General features: G+C 72.0%; 18 protein-coding genes. 8 read left to right on the forward strand and 10 right to left on the reverse strand.

All coding sequences use genetic code 11. The annotated features are described in order from the left end of the window. Positions 1-137: 137 nt before the first annotated feature. The 3 genes from lnt (at position 138) to FR742_RS14475 (ending at position 2992) form a co-directional block, all read left to right on the forward strand. The gene (gene lnt / locus FR742_RS14465) at positions 138-1658 is read left to right on the forward strand and encodes an apolipoprotein N-acyltransferase (protein ID WP_261808524.1); all 1521 of its coding nucleotides are present in this window, start codon (positions 138-140) and stop codon (positions 1656-1658) included. A 2-nt stretch (positions 1659-1660) separates the two neighbouring features. Then, positions 1661-2404: a polyprenol monophosphomannose synthase gene (locus tag FR742_RS14470; protein ID WP_148031448.1), complete on the forward strand. Its 744-nt coding sequence runs from the start codon at positions 1661-1663 to the stop codon at positions 2402-2404. A 75-nt stretch (positions 2405-2479) separates the two neighbouring features. Then, a complete protein-coding gene (locus FR742_RS14475) occupies positions 2480-2992 on the forward strand; it encodes an FxsA family protein (protein ID WP_148031449.1) in 513 nt (170 codons plus the stop codon). Between the two features lie 72 nt (positions 2993-3064). Here FR742_RS14475 and FR742_RS14480 read toward each other — a convergent pair whose 3' ends face one another. From FR742_RS14480 to FR742_RS14515, 8 genes are all read right to left on the reverse strand, one after another. Beyond that, on the reverse strand, positions 3065-3409 hold the full coding sequence (locus FR742_RS14480; protein ID WP_043625492.1) for an RNA polymerase-binding protein RbpA: 345 nt from the start codon (positions 3407-3409) through the stop codon (positions 3065-3067). Positions 3410-3550: 141 nt separating this feature from the next. Further along, the gene (locus FR742_RS14485; protein WP_148031450.1) at positions 3551-4993 is read right to left on the reverse strand and encodes an MFS transporter; all 1443 of its coding nucleotides are present in this window, start codon (positions 4991-4993) and stop codon (positions 3551-3553) included. Between the two features lie 15 nt (positions 4994-5008). Beyond that, the gene (locus FR742_RS14490; RefSeq protein ID WP_148031451.1) at positions 5009-5809 is read right to left on the reverse strand and encodes a glycerophosphodiester phosphodiesterase; all 801 of its coding nucleotides are present in this window, start codon (positions 5807-5809) and stop codon (positions 5009-5011) included. A 36-nt stretch (positions 5810-5845) separates the two neighbouring features. Beyond that, positions 5846-6385, reverse strand: coding sequence for a TrmH family RNA methyltransferase (locus tag FR742_RS14495; RefSeq protein ID WP_148031452.1), 540 nt, complete (start codon positions 6383-6385; stop codon positions 5846-5848). Next, positions 6382-6972, reverse strand: coding sequence for a class I SAM-dependent methyltransferase (locus tag FR742_RS14500; RefSeq protein ID WP_148031453.1), 591 nt, complete (start codon positions 6970-6972; stop codon positions 6382-6384). Before FR742_RS14500 ends, FR742_RS14495 begins: the two co-directional genes overlap by 4 nt. Before the next feature lie 11 nt (positions 6973-6983). Further along, positions 6984-7931 carry a VWA domain-containing protein gene (locus FR742_RS14505; protein ID WP_148031454.1) on the reverse strand — a complete coding sequence of 316 codons (948 nt, stop codon included), beginning with the start codon at positions 7929-7931 and terminating at the stop codon, positions 6984-6986. Then, positions 7928-8863, reverse strand: a complete 936-nt coding sequence (locus FR742_RS14510; protein WP_148031455.1) for a DUF58 domain-containing protein — start codon at positions 8861-8863, stop codon at positions 7928-7930. The genes FR742_RS14505 and FR742_RS14510 overlap by 4 nt, the downstream gene beginning before the upstream one ends. Before the next feature lie 7 nt (positions 8864-8870). After that, entirely contained in the window at positions 8871-9872 is a 1002-nt protein-coding gene (locus FR742_RS14515; RefSeq protein ID WP_148031456.1) for a MoxR family ATPase, read from the reverse strand. A gap of 55 nt (positions 9873-9927) precedes the next feature. Between FR742_RS14515 and FR742_RS14520 the strand changes: the two genes are divergently transcribed. Then, positions 9928-10704 (forward strand): hypothetical protein, encoded by a 777-nt coding sequence (locus FR742_RS14520; RefSeq protein ID WP_187281146.1) that lies wholly within the window; start codon positions 9928-9930, stop codon positions 10702-10704. Between the two features lie 34 nt (positions 10705-10738). Then, positions 10739-11593, forward strand: a complete 855-nt coding sequence (locus tag FR742_RS14525) for a DUF2268 domain-containing protein (protein ID WP_148031457.1) — start codon at positions 10739-10741, stop codon at positions 11591-11593. Positions 11594-11604: 11 nt separating this feature from the next. Here the strand turns inward: FR742_RS14525 and FR742_RS14530 are convergent, their stop codons facing one another. After that, entirely contained in the window at positions 11605-12243 is a 639-nt protein-coding gene (locus FR742_RS14530) for a response regulator transcription factor (protein ID WP_148031458.1), read from the reverse strand. Then, on the reverse strand, positions 12240-13439 hold the full coding sequence (locus FR742_RS14535) for a sensor histidine kinase (RefSeq protein ID WP_261808525.1): 1200 nt from the start codon (positions 13437-13439) through the stop codon (positions 12240-12242). The genes FR742_RS14530 and FR742_RS14535 overlap by 4 nt, the downstream gene beginning before the upstream one ends. A 146-nt stretch (positions 13440-13585) precedes the next feature. Between FR742_RS14535 and FR742_RS14540 the strand changes: the two genes are divergently transcribed. From FR742_RS14540 to FR742_RS14550, 3 genes are all read left to right on the forward strand, one after another. Further along, the gene (locus FR742_RS14540) at positions 13586-14149 is read left to right on the forward strand and encodes a ClpP family protease (RefSeq protein WP_148031459.1); all 564 of its coding nucleotides are present in this window, start codon (positions 13586-13588) and stop codon (positions 14147-14149) included. Between the two features lies 1 nt (position 14150). Beyond that, the gene (locus FR742_RS14545; protein WP_148031460.1) at positions 14151-14768 is read left to right on the forward strand and encodes an ATP-dependent Clp protease proteolytic subunit; all 618 of its coding nucleotides are present in this window, start codon (positions 14151-14153) and stop codon (positions 14766-14768) included. Between the two features lie 126 nt (positions 14769-14894). Continuing rightward, complete coding sequence (locus FR742_RS14550; protein WP_148031461.1) at positions 14895-15656, forward strand: TSUP family transporter; 762 nt, start codon at positions 14895-14897, stop codon at positions 15654-15656. The last annotated feature ends 30 nt before the right edge of the window (positions 15657-15686 follow it).

Here is a 15686-nt window from a genome sequence, read left to right on the forward strand (position 1 = left end):
CCGGCGCCCCGGCCGTTGAAAGTTTCACCGGCTCTGCCGCCCCCACGGACGGCGAACGGCCGCTTCCGGCCGAGCGTGCGGGCTCTCGTCCCAGTGGTGATGGGCCGTCGGAAGGGCGGAAGCGGCGGGGGCGGACGGTGGGGGAGTCGCGGCGGGTGCTGGCCGCCCGGCTGGCCGCCGCCGTGGCCGGTGGGGTGCTGCTCTATCTGGCGTTCCCGCCGCTCGGGTGGTGGCTGTGCGCGCCGCCCGGGCTGGCGCTGATCGTCGCCTCCCTGTACGGGGCGTGGCCCAGGAGGGCGGCGTGGCTCGGCTACGTCGCCGCTGCCGTGTTCCTGACGCCCGCGCTGGCCTGGGTCAGCACGATCGGCGTCGACGTGTGGATCATGCTGGTGGCGGTCGAGAGCCTGTTCTACGCGGCCATGGCCGCCGCGGCGGCGCTGGTTCTCCGGCTGCGGCTGTGGCCGGTGTGGTTCGCGGCGCTCTGGGTGGCGATGGAGTGGGCGCGCGGGCTCGTCCCGATCGGCGGGTTCCCGTGGGCGCGGGTGGCCTTCAGTCAGGGCGAGTCGCTGTTCACTCCGTACGCCGCGCTGGGCGGCGCTCCGCTGGTCTCGTTCGCCGTCGTGGTGTGCGGCGCCCTGATCGCCCACGCGGTGCTCGTACGGCCGCGTACGGGCCTGCTGCGCGGGGTGCCGGTCGCGCTGGCCGTGGCCGTCCCCGTCGTCGCCCTGGCCGTGCCCAGGCCGCCGGACGAGGGCCGCACGGTCAACGTCGGCATCGTCCAGGGCAGCGTGCCGGGCCGCGGCATGCACATCTTCGGCGACGAGCCCGCCGTCGTGCTGAGGAACCACGCCGAGGAGACCAAGCGGCTGGCCGGGCGGGTCCGCGCCGGCGAGCTGCCCGCGCCCGACCTGGTGGTGCTGCCGGAGAACTCCACCGACATCGACCCCTACACCGACGCGTTCGCCTACGGCACCATCCACGACTCGGTGCGCGACATCGGCGTGCCGACCCTGGTCGGCGCGGTCGTGGCGATCGGCGACGAGCATCGCGCGACCCGCAGCCTGGTGTGGGATCCCGCCACCGGTCCCGGCGACTACTACGACAAGCAGAACCTGGTGCCGTTCGGCGAGTACACCCCGTTCAAGGAGCTCGTGCTCGCCCTGTACGAGCGCGCCAACCTGGTCGGCAGGCAGTCCGTCCCCGGCACCGGACCCGGCGACCTGAAGATGGGCCCGGTCACCGTCGGCGCCGTCAACTGCTACGAGGTGGCCTACGACGGCACCGTGCGGGCCACCGTGCGGGCCGGCGGCACGCCGCTGGTGGTGCAGACCAACAACGCCTCCTACGCCCTGTCCAATCTGCCCGCCCAGCAGCTGGCGATGTCCCAGCTGCGGGCGGTCGAGCACAACAGGGCGGTCGTGACGGCGGCCACGACAGGCATCTCCGCGTTCGTCACGCCGGACGGTAAGGTCTCGTGGCAAACCAGGGAACTGGTCGCCGACAGCACCGTTGTGACCGTGCCGATACGCACCGAACAGACGATCGCCACGAGGGTCGGCGCGGCTCCCGAGTGGGCATTGATGATGTTGGGAGCGGCGGCCACCGTCGTCGCCGCCCGGCGCGGGCGCCGGGCCGACCGGATGATGGGGGACGACTGACGATGGAGACGCTCGGCCGGGTGCTGGTCATCGTCCCGACCTACAACGAGCGCGAGAACCTGCCGTCGATCACCGAGCGGCTGCGGGCCGCGCTGCCCGAGGCCCATCTGCTGGTGGCCGACGACAACAGTCCCGACGGCACCGGCAAGATCGCCGACGAGCTCGCCTCGGAGGACGACCACGTGCACGTCCTGCACCGGCCGGCCAAGCAGGGGCTCGGCGCCGCCTACATCGCGGGATTCCGGTGGGGGCTGGGCGAGGGCTACGACGTGCTGGTGGAGATGGACGCCGACGGCTCGCACCAGCCGGAGGAGCTGCACAAGCTGCTGACGTCGCTGTCCGAAGGGGCCGACCTGGCGATCGGGTCGCGATACGTGCCGGGCGGCAAGGTGAAGAACTGGCCGGCCACGCGTGAGCTCCTGTCCCGGGGCGCCAACCTCTACACGCGGATCATGCTCGGCCTGCCCGTCCGCGACGCCACCGCGGGGTTCCGCGCCTACCGGGCGGCCGTCCTGGAGAAGGTCGGGCTGGCCGACGTGGAGTCGCAGGGCTACTGCTTCCAGGTCGACCTGACCCTGCGCACCTGCCGTCACGGGCTGCGGGTCGCGGAGGTGCCGATCACGTTCGTCGAGCGGACGGTCGGCACCAGCAAGATGAGCGGCCGGGTGATGGCCGAGGCGTTCTGGCGGATCTTCCAGTGGGGGCTCGTCGGGCTGCCCGCGCGGCTGCGCGGCCGGCGCTCCTGACCGCCGGAACGCGAGGACGGTTCCGGGCGTTGTTCTACCTAGACGTGTCCTTGATGTGCACAGAACGAGGCGACGATGCGGCTTCTGCTTTTCCTGGCCTTCCTGGCGATCCCCATCCTGGAGGTGTGGCTGCTGATCCAGGTCGGGTCGGTGATCGGCGGCTGGCCGACCGTGGGCCTGCTGGCGGCGGCGGCGCTGCTCGGCTCATGGCTGGTGCGGCGTGAGGGACGCCGCGCCTGGCACAGGCTGCAGGAGTCGATGCGCACCGGCGTGATGCCCGAGCGCGAGCTGGCCGACGGGGCGCTCGTGCTGGTGGGCGGCGTGCTCCTGGTGATGCCGGGATTCCTCAGCGACGTGGTCGGCCTCGCGTGCGTCCTGCCGTTCACCCGGCCGGGGATGCGGCGGCTCGGCGGGTGGTTCTTCGACCGGCGGGTCAAGCGGATGGCGGCGGCTTCCCCGTACGCGAACATGTTCCCGCCCCAGTCCGCGGGGCCGGTGCGCGCGGACGTCCCGCAGGCCGGTCCCCACGGCGGCGCGCCGCGCGGGAAGGTCGTGCACGGCGAGGTCATCCGCGAGGACCGCGACTAGCGACGCCGCCGGTCACGCGCGCAGCAGAAAACCCCCGGGCCGCCGGCCCGGGGGTTCACCGTGAGAGTGATGTCAGGCGCTCTTGCGGCGCTGGGCCCTCAGGACCGCCAGCCGCTCGTTGAGCACCTCTTCCAGATCTTCGATGGACCGCCGCTCGAGGAGCATGTCCCAGTGAGTCCGCGGCGGCTTGGTCTTCTTCGACTCCGGCTGCTCGCCGTCGACCCGCACCGCGGTCGCGCCGCACATGCGGCACTCCCAGGTCGCGGGAATCTCAGCCTCGGCGGCAAGCGGAACCTCGAAGCGATGCCCCTTGGGGCAGGTGTAAGACACCTCCTGGCGCGGGGCCAGATCCGTGTTACGGTCGTTCTCGTAGCTGGTTGCCCCGAGCCGGGTGCCACGAAGCGCGCGCTCGCCCATGTTTGAATGCCTCCTACAGGGCCCCCATGCGTGGGGGGTCTGTCTCCCACGGTGTGTAACGCTTGGTACCGTGATGGGATTCCCACCCGCGGGGAGATCCAATCGCTATACCGCCGAGGAGTTCGGGGCCGCGCCCGCTCGTCAGAGGTTCCTCGGCACCTCGTTGCCCGCCGCGCGGATCGCCTTCGGCAGGTTGACCAGCGCCAGCAGCACGAACCCGAGCACGAAGAAGACGACCATCGACATGATGGCGATGCGGTAGCTGTTGGTGAGCTGCAGCGCGATCGTCACCGTCAGCGCGCCGATGAACGCCGAGCCCTTGTCGCTGATCTGCAGCAGGCTGAAGTACTCGGCTTCCCGGCCCTTCGGGATCACCTGGGAGAAGAGCGAGCGCGACAGCGCCTGGGTGCCGCCGAGCACGATCGCGATGGCGAAGGCCATGAGGTAGAACTGCACCGCCTGCCCCTCGCGGACGAACAGCGCCATCATCACGATCACCGTCCACACCACGATGCTGGCCAGCACCGTGCGCTTGGTGCCGAACCGCTCCGCCAGCCTGCCCAGCAGCAGCGCCCCGAAGAACGCCACGAACTGCACCATCAGGATCGCGGTGATCTGCACCGTGCGGTCCAGCTTGAGCGCCTCGGAGGCGAAGGCCGCGCTGTTGCCGATCACCGTCTGGATGCCGTCGTTGTAGACCAGGTAGGCCACCAGGAACAGCAGCGTCAGCGGGTAGCGGCGCAGCTCCTTCAGCGTCCGCCAGAGCTGGCGGAAGCTGCCGCCCACCGACGCGAGCGCGGTGTGCTCGTGCGCCGGCGCCGGCCGGTTGCGCAGCCGCAGCAGCGGCACGATCGTGAAGGTCGCCCACCACAGCCCGGCCGACATCATCGCGATGCGCACCGACTCGCCCTGGGTCAGCCCCAGGCTCTCGTGGCTCAGGAAGAGCACCAGGTTGAGCGCCAGCAGCAGCCCGCCGCCGAGATAGCCGATCGCCCAGCCCCGCGAGGACACACGGTCGCGCTCGTCGGGGGTGGAGATCTGCGGCAGCCACGAGTCGTAGACGACGACCGAGGCCCCGTAGGCGACGTTCGCGATGACGAACAGCCAGCCGCCGAGCATGTAGCGGTCGCCCTCGACGAAGAACAGCCCCATCGCGGCGAGCGCGCCGACGTAGGCGAAGACGCCGAGCATCTCCCGCTTGCGGCCGGTGTGGTCGGCCAGCGCGCCCACCATCGGCAGGACCACGATCTGCAGCAGCACCGCCACTGTCGTGATCAGGCCGAAGAACGCGACCGGCCGGATGTCCATGCCGAGCACGTCCACGTAGCCCAGGCCCGGGTTCTGCGCGGCGAGCCGGTCGAAGCCGGCCGCGCAGGTGGCGGCGTCGACCTGGGCGAAGTCCTTGGCGCACGAGGCGGTCTTGGCGACCTCGATGATGTACGGGCCGAGGAAGACGGAGATGATCGTGGTGTAGAAGGCGGAGTTGGCCCAGTCGTAGACGTACCAGCCGCGCTGTTCGCGCCGGCGTACGGCGGGTGACTCGGAGGCGGGGTCGGAGGCCGCGGGGGGTGCGGGTACGGACATGGTGTGGAGTCGCTCCTAGGCGGCCATGCGGCCGGGATGCCACTGGCCGCGCCGCTCCAGGACGTCGCGCAGCCCGGTGATGTTGTCGGTCATGATGCCGTCGACGCCCAGATCGAGCAGGCGCTCCATCCGGGGGGTGTCGTTGATGGTCCAGACGTGCACCTGCATGCCGAGCGCGTGGGCCGTCCGCACCAGGTGGCGGGTGGCGACCCGCAGCCCGCGGAAGCCGACCGGCACCTGCGCGCACGGGATCGCCGCGCGTTTCAGCCTGGCCAGCAGGCGGCCGTAGCCGGAGGTGGCGGCGGCGGCGCGGAGCGCGGCCACGCCGCGCGGCCCGAGCGCCGAGCACACCTCCCGCCCGAGCGCCGCCCTGGCCAGCACCAGCCGCTCGTCGGAGAACGAGGTGAGGCAGATCCGGTCGTAGGAGTTCGTCCGGCGGATCGCCTCGGCCAGCGGCGCGATCGCCCCCGGCTCCTTCACGTCGATGTTGAACCGGATCTCCGGCCAGGTGCCCAGCAGGTCCTCAAGCAGCGGGATCTCGTGGACGCCGCCGATGCGGGCCCGCTTGACCTCCTGGTAGGGCAGCTCCGAGACGCGGCCCCGCCGGTCGGTCACCCGGTCCAGCGTGTGGTCGTGGAAGGCGAGCAGCACGCCGTCGGAGGTGGCGTGCGCGTCGGTCTCCAGATGGGTGTAGCCGAGCCGCACGGCCCGATCGAACGCCTCGAAGGAGTTCTCCGCCCCCTCCAGCGCCCCGCCCCGGTGGGCGAAGGCCAGCGGGCCCGGATGGTCGAGAAAGGCGAATCGGCGGCTGAGCACGGTCTGAAGTATGCCTTCCACGGGTGAACAAAAAGATTACGAATCGGGTAGATTCTGCCACTCCTGGCGGCGGGCCTCGGCCAGCGCGATGGCGGCCGCCACCGCCACGTTGACCGAGCCGACCCGACCCACCTGCGGGATGTAGCAGACGCCGTCGGCGGCGTCCAGCAGCGCGGGGGAGCAGCCGTGGTCCTCGCTGCCGACGACCAGGCACACGTCGCGGCCCAGCGCGGCCCGGTGCAGCGGCACCGCCTCGGCGGTCAGCTCGACCGCCATCACGGTGAAGCCGTCCTCCCTGGCCGCCTTGACGGCCTCCAGCGCGGGCACCGGGTCGTGCCACTTCACCAGCCGGTCGGTGCCGAGCGCGGTCTTGCCCGCCTTCGGGTTGGTGGGCGGGGTGGCGTTGCCGGCCAGCCAGATCTGCTCCACGCCGAACGCCGCGGCGGTACGGAAGATCGACCCGACGTTGAACGGGCCGGTGACCGACTCCAGGATCAGCGCCAGGCGGTTGGCGGTGTTCCTGCGCCAGGTGCGGTTGAGCCGCTTGACGTCGGTGGGGCGCAGCTGCCTTCTCATCTTTCGACCTTCAGTACGCGGTAGGAGGCCCTGGAGGCCTCACGGGAGGCCCGCCAGCCCTGCTCGCCGAGCCAGCGCTGCAGGGAGTCGGAGCCCAGGTGTTTCTGGACGACCAGGTGGGCGGCGCCGCCGGGGGCCAGCCGCGTCAGCCACCTGGTGAGCATGTCGTGCAGGGCCGCCTTGCCGATGCGGATCGCGGGGTTGGACCAGATCGCCTGGAACGTCACGTCGTCGGGGACCTCGTCGACATGCATCGACCTTACTTTGTCAAGGCCCGCGGCCCGGGCGTTGCGCGCCGTCAGCTCGACGGCCCGCCGGTTCACGTCGACGGCCCACACGGTCGCCTCGGGCGCCCGGGAGGCCATCGTCAGCGCGATCGGGCCGTAGCCGCAGCCGAGGTCGAGCAGGTCGCCGTGCGGGGGCGGCGGCGGGACCGTCTCCAGCAGGATCTTCGTGCCGAGATCGACCCGCTCGGGCGAGAACACGCCGCTGTCGGTCTCCAGCCGCAGATGGAGGTCGGGCAGGACGAGATCGGCCTGACCCGGCCTGCTCTCGGCCCCCGGCCGTTCGGAGAAGTAGTGCCCCACAGCGGAGAACGTTACGGGATCCGGCTGCCGAACAAGACCGCCGCGCCCCCGACCAGCAGCCCGGCGAAGAGCGCGGCCAGGATGAACTGCTGGGTGATCTCCTGTTCGACCACCTTGTAGCCGAGCGAGGTGCCGATCTGCTCGTAGACCTCGCGCAGCTCGCTGCCGGACTCGGCGGTGTAGGCGCGGCCGCTGGTGCCGTCGGACAGCGCCTGCAGGGTCTGCTTGTTGACCGGGACGTTCACCGGGCGGCCGTCGATGGAGACGGTGCCGTCGGGGGTGCCGTAGGCGATCGTGGAGACCGGCACGTGGGCCTGCTGCGCGGCGTCGGTGGCCTCGCGGACCGAGCGGCCGGAGGTGTTGTCGCCGTCGGACAGCAGCACGATCGCCGAGGGCGGCGGGTCGCTGGTGGCGTCCTGGTCGAAGGAGCGGACCGCGTCGAGCGAGTTGAAGACCGCTTCGCCGATGGCGGTGCCGGGCCGGGTGCTCAGGTTGCCGATGGCGGTCGCCACGGCCTGGTGGTCGGTGGTGGGGGAGATGACCACGTTGGCGGCGCGGGCGAAGGCCACCACGCCGACGTTGAACCGGTCGGGCAGCTCCTGGACGAACGCCTGGGCGGCGGTCTTGGCCGCGGAGATGCGGTCGGGCTCGACATCGCCGGCGTCCATGGACAGCGAGACGTCGAGCGCGATCATGATGGTGGCGCGGTCGCGCGGCACCCGTACCTCGCCGGCGGGCCGGGCGGCGCCGACGACCAGCAGCGACATCATGACCAGGAACAGCACGGGGGGCACGTGGCGGCGCCAGCCGGGGCCGCTCGGCGCGACGAGGTTGAGCAGGGCCAGGTTGGTGAAGCGCACGGTGTAGCGGCGCCGGGCGAACTGCGCGGCCACGTAACCGGCGATGAGGAGCACCACCAGCACGAACAGCCACAGCCAGGCGGGCGACAGGAACGTCAAGGGTTCACCTTCCGGTGTGCCAGGTGGCTCATGCGCCGCTGGCGCAGGACGAACTGGGCGACGTCGAACACCCAGTCGCGGTCGGTACGCAGCACCAGGTGTCCGACGCCGGCACGGCGCAGCGCGAGGCGGGTGCCCTCCCGCTGGAGGGCGGCGGCCTCCGCGTAGTCGCGGCGGATTTTCGGGGAAAGGTGCACTTCGCGTACCTTCCCGGTCTCCGGGTCGGCGAACGCGACGCGGCCCACGTCGGGCAGTTCGAGTTCGCGCGGGTCGATGACCTCGACGGCCAGCGTCTGGTGGCGGGCCGACAGGCGGCGCAGCGGGCGCTCCCAGGGGCGTTCCGCGTCGGGGTCCAGGGTGGGTGCGGCATCCAGGAAGTCGGAGACGATCACGCGCATGCCGCGCCGCCTGCGGGTGGCGGCCAGGACGTCGATGCCCTCGGCGAGGTCGGGCGGGTCGGCGACCACCTGGCCGCGCGGGGCGTCCATGAGCGCGCTGAGCAGCCCGTACAGGGCGGGCCTGCCGGTGCGGGCGGGCATGCGGTGGATGTGCTCGTCGTGGATGACGAGCGCCCCGAACCGGTCGGCCATCCGGCTGGACAGGAACCCGATGGCGCCGACGGCGGCGACGACCAGGTCGCGCTTGTCGGTGTCGGCGGTGCCGAAGTCCATGCTGGGGGACAGGTCGGCCAGCGCCCAGGTCTCCAGCTCGCGGTCGGCGACCAGGTCCCGCACGTGCGGGACGGTCGTGCGGGCGGTGACGTTCCAGTCCATGCGCCGCACGTCGTCCTCGCCGGGCACGTAGACGCGGCTGTCGCCGGCCTCGCTGCCTGTGCCGGGCAGCAGGCCCTGGTGGGCGCCGTGCAGCAGCCCGTCGAGCCGCCGGGTCACGGTGAGCTCCAGGCGGCGCAGGGCCTGTTCGGCTGTGCTCATGTGATGCTCAACGGTTCTGGTTCCAGACGACGAGGGGCGGGGGGACGGCGTGCAGGATCTGGCGTACGACCTCTTCGGGGTCGACGCCGTCGGCGAGGGCGTCGAAGGTGAGCATGAGCCGGTGGGACATGACGTCCACGGCCACGTCGCGCACGTCGTCGGGCAGCAGGTAGTCGCGGCCGCGCAGCACGGCCAGCGCCCGCCCGGCGGAGACCAGGCCGAGCGTGGCGCGCGGGCTGACGCCGACCTCGATGGTGTCGACCAGGTCGGGCAGGCCGTACTCGGCGGGGGAGCGGGTGGCCATGACCAACCGGACGACGTAGTCGGCGACGAGCTGGTGGACCGAGACGTTCTCGGCCGTCTCCTGCAGCGCGGTCAGCCGTTCGGGGTCGAGCACCCGGGAGGGCGCGGGCGGGGTGACGCTCATGCGCTGGAGGATCTGCAGCTCCTCGTGCGCGCTCGGGTGCGGCACCCGCACCCGGAACAGGAAGCGGTCGCGCTGCACCTCGGGCAGCGGGTAGACGCCTTCGGACTCGATCGGGTTCTGGGTGGCCAGCACGATGAACGGCCTGGGCAGCGGGTGGGTGACGCCCGCGAGCGTGACCTGCCGCTCGGCCATGACCTCCAGCAGCGCCGACTGGACCTTCGCGGGGGCGCGGTTGATCTCGTCGGCGAGCAGGAAGTTGACGAACACCGGGCCCAGCTCGACGTCGAACTTCTCGGTGGACGGATGGTAGACGCGGGTGCCGACGATATCGCTCGGCACCAGGTCGGGCGTGAACTGGATGCGGGCGAACGTGCCGCCCACGACGGTGGACAGGGTCGAGGCGGCGAGGGTCTTGGCGACGCCGGGGACGCCTTCCAGCAGGCAGTGACCACGCGCCAGCAGCGCGACGATCAGCCTCTCGACCATGTGATCCTGCCCGACGATGACCCGCCGGACCTCGTCGAGGGTCTGACGCAGCACGTCCGCGTCCGTTCCGCCTGGCAACTCTTCGGCGACGCTCATGACGCTATTCCACCAAAGGTGTCGCAAACGTGCACGACGCCACGTCTGTGCTTTCATGGCAGATGTGGCCAGTCCGCTTCAGTACGGCGATCCACCACGGCTCGGGCCGTACGTGGTGCAGGCGCGCCTGCACACCGCCCCGGCCGGTTTCGTCTACCTGGGCCAGGGGCCCGACGGCCGCGCGGTCTCACTGGCCCTGCTGACGAGAGGCGCGGCGTTCGACCCCGCGGCGCGCGACCGGTTCGTCACCGCGATCAGGCAGGCGGCGCCGGAGCAGGAGCGGCCGGGCGTGCGCGGCTGGTTCGGGCGCGGCGGCAGGTCGCGGACCGCGGTGCTGGACGAGACGCCGCCGGTGCTGGCGATCAACACCGGCCGGGCGCCGTGGGTGGCGGTCCCGTACGCGCCGGGACGCCCGGGGGCCGAGCGGTTCCTGGACCCGGTGATGGTGGGCGGCACGCTCATCGGGCAGGCGCACGGCCCGGACTTCGTCCCGTACTGGCTGACCGACCGGGCGCCGGCGCTGGCGCCGCCGGTCAGGCGGCGGCCGCTCACCGAGACGCGCAAGCGGGTGCTGATGGCGGCCCTGGCCCTGGTGCTGCTGCTGTTGCTGGTGACGGTGTTCCTGCTGCTGATGCTGCTGGGACGCTCCGGCGGCGACCCGATGCCGCAGCCGCTGCCGCCGACGCAGTTCCTGCCGACCCCGCCGCCGACGCCGACCTCGCCGGAGCCGCAGGAGCCGACCCCGTCGCCGTCGCCCTCGCCGTCGCAGAGTGGTGAGCAGACGCCCGGCCGCTCGCCCGGTGACGACTCCTCGCAGGATCCGCAACTTTGACTCTCCCGTAACGGGAGGCTTTAGCCTCGCCGTCATGGAGTTCATCGTTCACGACACCGTTTCCGCCATGGCCGCGACGCTCCGGGAGCCGCTGGAGCGGCGGCCGGACGCGCTGAGGGAGATGCTGGCCCCGATGCGCGAGGTGATCCCGATGCCCGGCGACATCGTCGACATCCACCACCAGGGCGGCGGCTTCCGTGTCGACGGCGAGGACCCCCGTTACCTGGAGGCGCTCGACCGGCTCGCCGCGGCGGACGTGCTGGGCCAGGTGGAGCGCGAGCTGGAGCGCGCCTCCGCGGCGCTGGGGCACCTGAAGCAGGCCGAGACGCTGCAGGTGATGTTCGTGCTCGGCAACCCGGACAACGCCCATCTGATGGGCACCGCGGGCGGCTACTACGGCATGGGCGGCGCCCCCGGCTGGCTCTACCTGCTGGCCTGGCCGGACGAGCGGGTCATCGGGCGGATCGCGCACTGCGCCGTGCACGAGTTCCACCACAACGTGCGGTACACGAACGTGGAGTGGGACCCGGAGAACGTCACCGTCGGGGAGCACGTGATCTCCGAAGGGCTGGCGGAGGCGTTCGTGCGCGAGCTGTCGGGGCCGGAGGCGATGGGGCCGTGGTCGTCGATGGTGACCGGCGCGGACTTCGACCTGGCGTACGAGCGGATCATGGCGGACTTCGGGCTGCGGGGCATGTGGAACACGCCCGCGTACGTGCTCGGCGACGACGCGACCCGGGCGTTCGGGCAGGAGCCCAAGGGGATCCCCAACATGGCCGGGTACGCGGTGGGGCTGCGGCTGGTGGACCGGGCGCTGGCGGGGACGGGCAGGACGGTGGTGGAGCTGTCGGGGCTGCCGGTCGCCGAGATCGTCCGTACGGCCGGGTAGGGGCGCGCCGGTCAGCCGGGGGAGACGAAGCCGGACTCGTAGGCGGCGATGACCGCCTGCGTGCGGTCGCGCGCGCCGAGCTTGGTGAGCACGTTGCCGACGTGGGTCTTGACGGTCTCGGGGCTCACCACCAGCTCGGCGGCGATCTCGCCGTTGGACAGCCCTCTGGTCATGAGCCGCAGCACGTCGCCCTCGCGCCCGGTCAGCCGGTCGACGCCGGGCACGCGGGCGCCGGGCCGTCGCGCGGCGAGCGCGCGGATGGCGGCGGGGAACAGCAGCGACTCGCCGGACGCCACCAGCTTCACCGCCCGCACCAGCTCCTCCGGCCTGGCCCGCTTGAGCAGGAACCCGTCGGCGCCGGCGCGCAGCGCGTCGTACACGTAGTCGTCGTTCTCGAACGTGGTCACCACCAGGACCTTGGGCGGCTCCTCCAGGGCGGTCAGGCGGCGGGTGGCCTCGATGCCGTCGAGCGCGGGCATGCGCACGTCCATGAGCACCACGTCGGGCCGCTCGCGCCGCACCACCGGCAGCACCGCGGCGCCGTCGGCGGCCTCGCCGACCACGGTCAGGCCCGGCTCGGTGTCGATGATGATCCGCAGCCCGGCCCGGATGAGGTCCTCGTCGTCGGCCAGCACGACCCTGATCGTCATGGTTCCGACCGTAGCGGCAGCCGGGCCGAGACCCGCCAGCCGCCCCCGTCAGGCCCCGCCGTGATCTCACCGCCGAGGAGCCTGACCCGCTCCCGCATCCCCTCCAGCCCTCTGCCCCCGCCCGGCGTGCCGTGGTTCGCGCAGGTGCGGTTGCCGATCCTCAGGCAGAGGTCCCCGTCGCGGACGTGGGCCGACAGGCTGATCGGGCCGCGGCCGTGTCTGATGGCGTTGGTGAGGGCCTCCTGGACGATCCGGTAGGCCTCGCGGGAGACCACGGCGGGCACGGACGACAGGTCGCCCACCTCCTGCCGCACCTCGGCCCCGGTGGAGCGCACCAGCGCGTCCAGGTCCGCCAGGGTGGCCCGCGGCGCCCGGTCGCGGTCGTCGCCGGCGCGCAGCACGCCGAGCACGTGGTCCAGGTCCTCCAGGGCGGCGCGGGCCGACTGCTCGATCGCCGCCAGCGCCGTCCTGGCGGTGCCGGGGTCGCGGTCGAGGACCCGGCCCGCGGCGGCGGCCTGGAGCGTGACGACGCTGAGCGCGTGCCCCACCGAGTCGTGCAGCTCGCGGGCCAGCCGGTTGCGCTGGGCCAGCACGCGGGCCCGCGACTCGGCCGCGGCCAGCCGCTCGGCCGGGGTGGGGCCGAGCAGCGCCGGGGCGAGCCTGGCCAGCAGCCCGCCGGACGCGGACACGAGCAGGACGAGCAGCGCCAGCATGGCCAGCCCCGCGGCGGGCCAGCCGATCGCCGACCAGCCGGGCTGCACGCGCACGCCGAGCACGTCGGCCGGATCGCCGGTGAACGGCAGCGCCATCGTCACCGCCGTGAACGGCACGATCGCGAGCGTGCAGCCGCTGGCCAAGCCGCCGATCGCCAGGTGCAGGGTGTACCAGGCGGCGGTGCGCCGGCGTTCCTGCCAGGAGCGCCGGCCCTCCTGCGGGGCGGTCTCGACGGCGACGCCGAGCAGGCTCTGCGCCGCGTTCACCTCCAGCGCGCGCACCGGCAGGAACAGGCCGGTGAGCGCCACCACCGGCAGCGCCGCGGCGAACACGCCGAGCTGCAGGGGCAGCAACAGCAGGGTCGTCGACTCCCGCTGCGCCCATCCGGCGATCAGCACCCCGGCCATCATGTACGGCATCAGCAGCGCCCCGCCGAGGATCAGGCACGCCCACCGCCGCGCCAGGCGCCGATTCCATCTCACACCGGTGATTCTATGTCGAGCTTTATTCGCTCTCGGTGGAATGCGCCTTCAGAGAAATGCGCCCAAGGCGAAAAGATTCCTTAGTCGAGGGCGCGCGGGTCTAGCGTCGACCATGCAATTGGTTCGAGTCGGAAAGGGCGACGTCCATGACGGAGAACGCGCGCACGCAATGGCCTGACCAGCTCAGCCAGCGCCTTCTGAAGGAACGCATCCTCGTTCTCGGCCAGGAAGTCGACGACGACATATGCAACCGGCTGTGCGGTGAGCTGCTTTTGCTGGCGGCCGAGGATCCCAAGCGCGACATCACGCTTTACATCAATTCGCCGGGCGGTTCCGTGCAGGCCGGCATGGCGCTGTACGACATGATGCAGTTCGTGCCGTGCGACGTGGCGACGGTCGCGATGGGGTTCGCCGCCTCGATGGGGCAGCTGCTGTTGTGCGCGGGCGCGCCCGGCAAGCGCTACGCCCTGCCCAACGCCCGCGTCGTGATGCACCAGCCGCTCGGCGGCATCGGCGGCTCGGCCACCGACATCCAGATCCAGGCCGAGAACATGATCTACACCAAGCGGCGGATGGCCGAGATCATCGCCCACCACACCGGCCAGCCGCTGGAGCGCATCCAGGCCGACTCCGACCGCGATCGGTGGTACACCGCGCAGGAGGCTCTGGAGTACGGGTTCGTCGACCACATCGCCGAAGGGATGAACTGACATGAGCGGGCGATACGTCCTGCCGTCCTTCACCGAGCGCACCTCGTACGGCATCAAGGAGATGAACCCGTACAACAAGCTCTTCGAGGACCGGGTGATCTTCCTCGGCACCCCCATCGACGACACCGCGGCCAACGACGTGATGGCCCAGTTGCTCACGCTCGAGTCGATCGACCCCGACCGGGACATCAACCTCTACATCAACTCGCCGGGCGGTTCGTTCACCGCGATGACCGCCATCTACGACACGATGCAGTTCGTCCGGCCGGAGATCCACACGGTCTGCGTCGGCGAGGCGTCCTCGGCGGCGGCGGTGCTGCTGGCGGCGGGCACGCCGGGCAAGCGGGCCGCGCTGCCGCACGCCCGGATCCTGCTCCACCAGCCGGCCACCGAGGGCGGCCGGGGCCAGTCGAGCGACCTGGAGATCCACGCCAGGGAGATCCTGCGGATGCGCGACCAGCAGGAGGAGATCCTGGCCCGCCACACCGGGCGCACCGCGCAGGAGATCAGGCGCGACATCGAGCGTGACCGCGTCTTCACCGCCGAGCAGGCGCGCACCTACCGGCTGATCGACGACATCTACGCCTCCCGCAAGCGGTCCCTGGTGACCGCCCGCTGAGCCGCGGGCGCCCGGAAGATGGGCTCCGGGCGCCCGCACCTGTAAGCCCTGGACCCGTGCCCTCCGGCGCTGGACGAAGGTCGCTACGCTTGCGGGGATTTGTCGGGGTCTCGGGGGAGAAGTGGCGTGCCGCTGGAGCAGGTCCTGATGTTGCTGGTGGCCGCCGCCGGAGCGGGCTGGGTGGACGCCGTCGTGGGCGGCGGCGGGCTGCTGCAACTGCCCGCGCTGATGATGGCCGGGGTGGCGCCGGTCGAGGCGATGGCGACGAACAAGTTCTCCTCCGTGTTCGGCACCGCGTCCGCCGCCGTCACGTACACCCGCACCACCAAGGTGGACCGGCCGGTCGCGCTGCCCGCGGCCGGGCTGGCCGTGCTCAGCGCGGCGCTCGGCGCGTCGGCCGCGGCGGCGATCTCGGCGGAGGTGCTGCGGCCCCTGGTCATGGTGATCCTGCTCGGCGTCGCGGCGTTCGTCACCCTGCGGCCGGCCATGGGCGCGGTCGCCCGCCCGCAGCTCCGCACCCGGGCCCGCGTGACCGTGGCGGTGCTGACGGCGGGCGTGGCCATCGCCTTCTACGACGGCATCATGGGCCCCGGCACGGGCACGTTCCTGATCATCGCGTTCACCGCCCTGCTCGGCCTCGACTTCGTCTCCGCCTCCGCCTCGGCGAAGATCATCAACACCGGCACGAACATCGGCGCCCTGCTGTTCTTCGGCTGGCACGGCCACGTGCTGTGGGTGCTGGGCCTCGGCATGGCCGCCTGCAACATCGCCGGGGCCCAGGCCGGCGCCCGCATGGCGATCCGGCGAGGTACGGGTTTCGTCCGGATCGTGCTGCTCTGCGTCGTGGCGGCCATGGTGTCCAGGCTCGCCTGGCAGCAGTTCGGCTGACGGTCAGGTGACGCGTTCGTACGGACACCG

The sequence above is a fragment of the Nonomuraea sp. C10 genome (genome assembly GCF_008017515.1).
In the GTDB taxonomy this organism is placed as follows: Bacteria; Actinomycetota; Actinomycetes; order Streptosporangiales; family Streptosporangiaceae; genus Nonomuraea; species Nonomuraea ferruginea.

Coding starts and splice junctions, on each gene's coding strand:
- FR742_RS14470 (WP_148031448.1), top strand. CDS start 1,661: ATGGAGACGCTCGGCCGGGTGCTGGTCATCGTCCCGACCTACAACGAG.
- FR742_RS14520 (WP_187281146.1), top strand. CDS start 9,928: ATGGCAGATGTGGCCAGTCCGCTTCAGTACGGCGATCCACCACGGCTC.
- FR742_RS14545 (WP_148031460.1), top strand. CDS start 14,151: ATGAGCGGGCGATACGTCCTGCCGTCCTTCACCGAGCGCACCTCGTAC.
- FR742_RS14515 (WP_148031456.1), bottom strand. CDS start 9,872: ATGAGCGTCGCCGAAGAGTTGCCAGGCGGAACGGACGCGGACGTGCTG.
- FR742_RS14485 (WP_148031450.1), bottom strand. CDS start 4,993: ATGTCCGTACCCGCACCCCCCGCGGCCTCCGACCCCGCCTCCGAGTCA.
- FR742_RS14525 (WP_148031457.1), top strand. CDS start 10,739: ATGGAGTTCATCGTTCACGACACCGTTTCCGCCATGGCCGCGACGCTC.
- FR742_RS14530 (WP_148031458.1), bottom strand. CDS start 12,243: ATGACGATCAGGGTCGTGCTGGCCGACGACGAGGACCTCATCCGGGCC.
- FR742_RS14480 (WP_043625492.1), bottom strand. CDS start 3,409: ATGGGCGAGCGCGCGCTTCGTGGCACCCGGCTCGGGGCAACCAGCTAC.
- FR742_RS14495 (WP_148031452.1), bottom strand. CDS start 6,385: ATGAGAAGGCAGCTGCGCCCCACCGACGTCAAGCGGCTCAACCGCACC.
- FR742_RS14540 (WP_148031459.1), top strand. CDS start 13,586: ATGACGGAGAACGCGCGCACGCAATGGCCTGACCAGCTCAGCCAGCGC.
- FR742_RS14475 (WP_148031449.1), top strand. CDS start 2,480: ATGCGGCTTCTGCTTTTCCTGGCCTTCCTGGCGATCCCCATCCTGGAG.
- FR742_RS14510 (WP_148031455.1), bottom strand. CDS start 8,863: ATGAGCACAGCCGAACAGGCCCTGCGCCGCCTGGAGCTCACCGTGACC.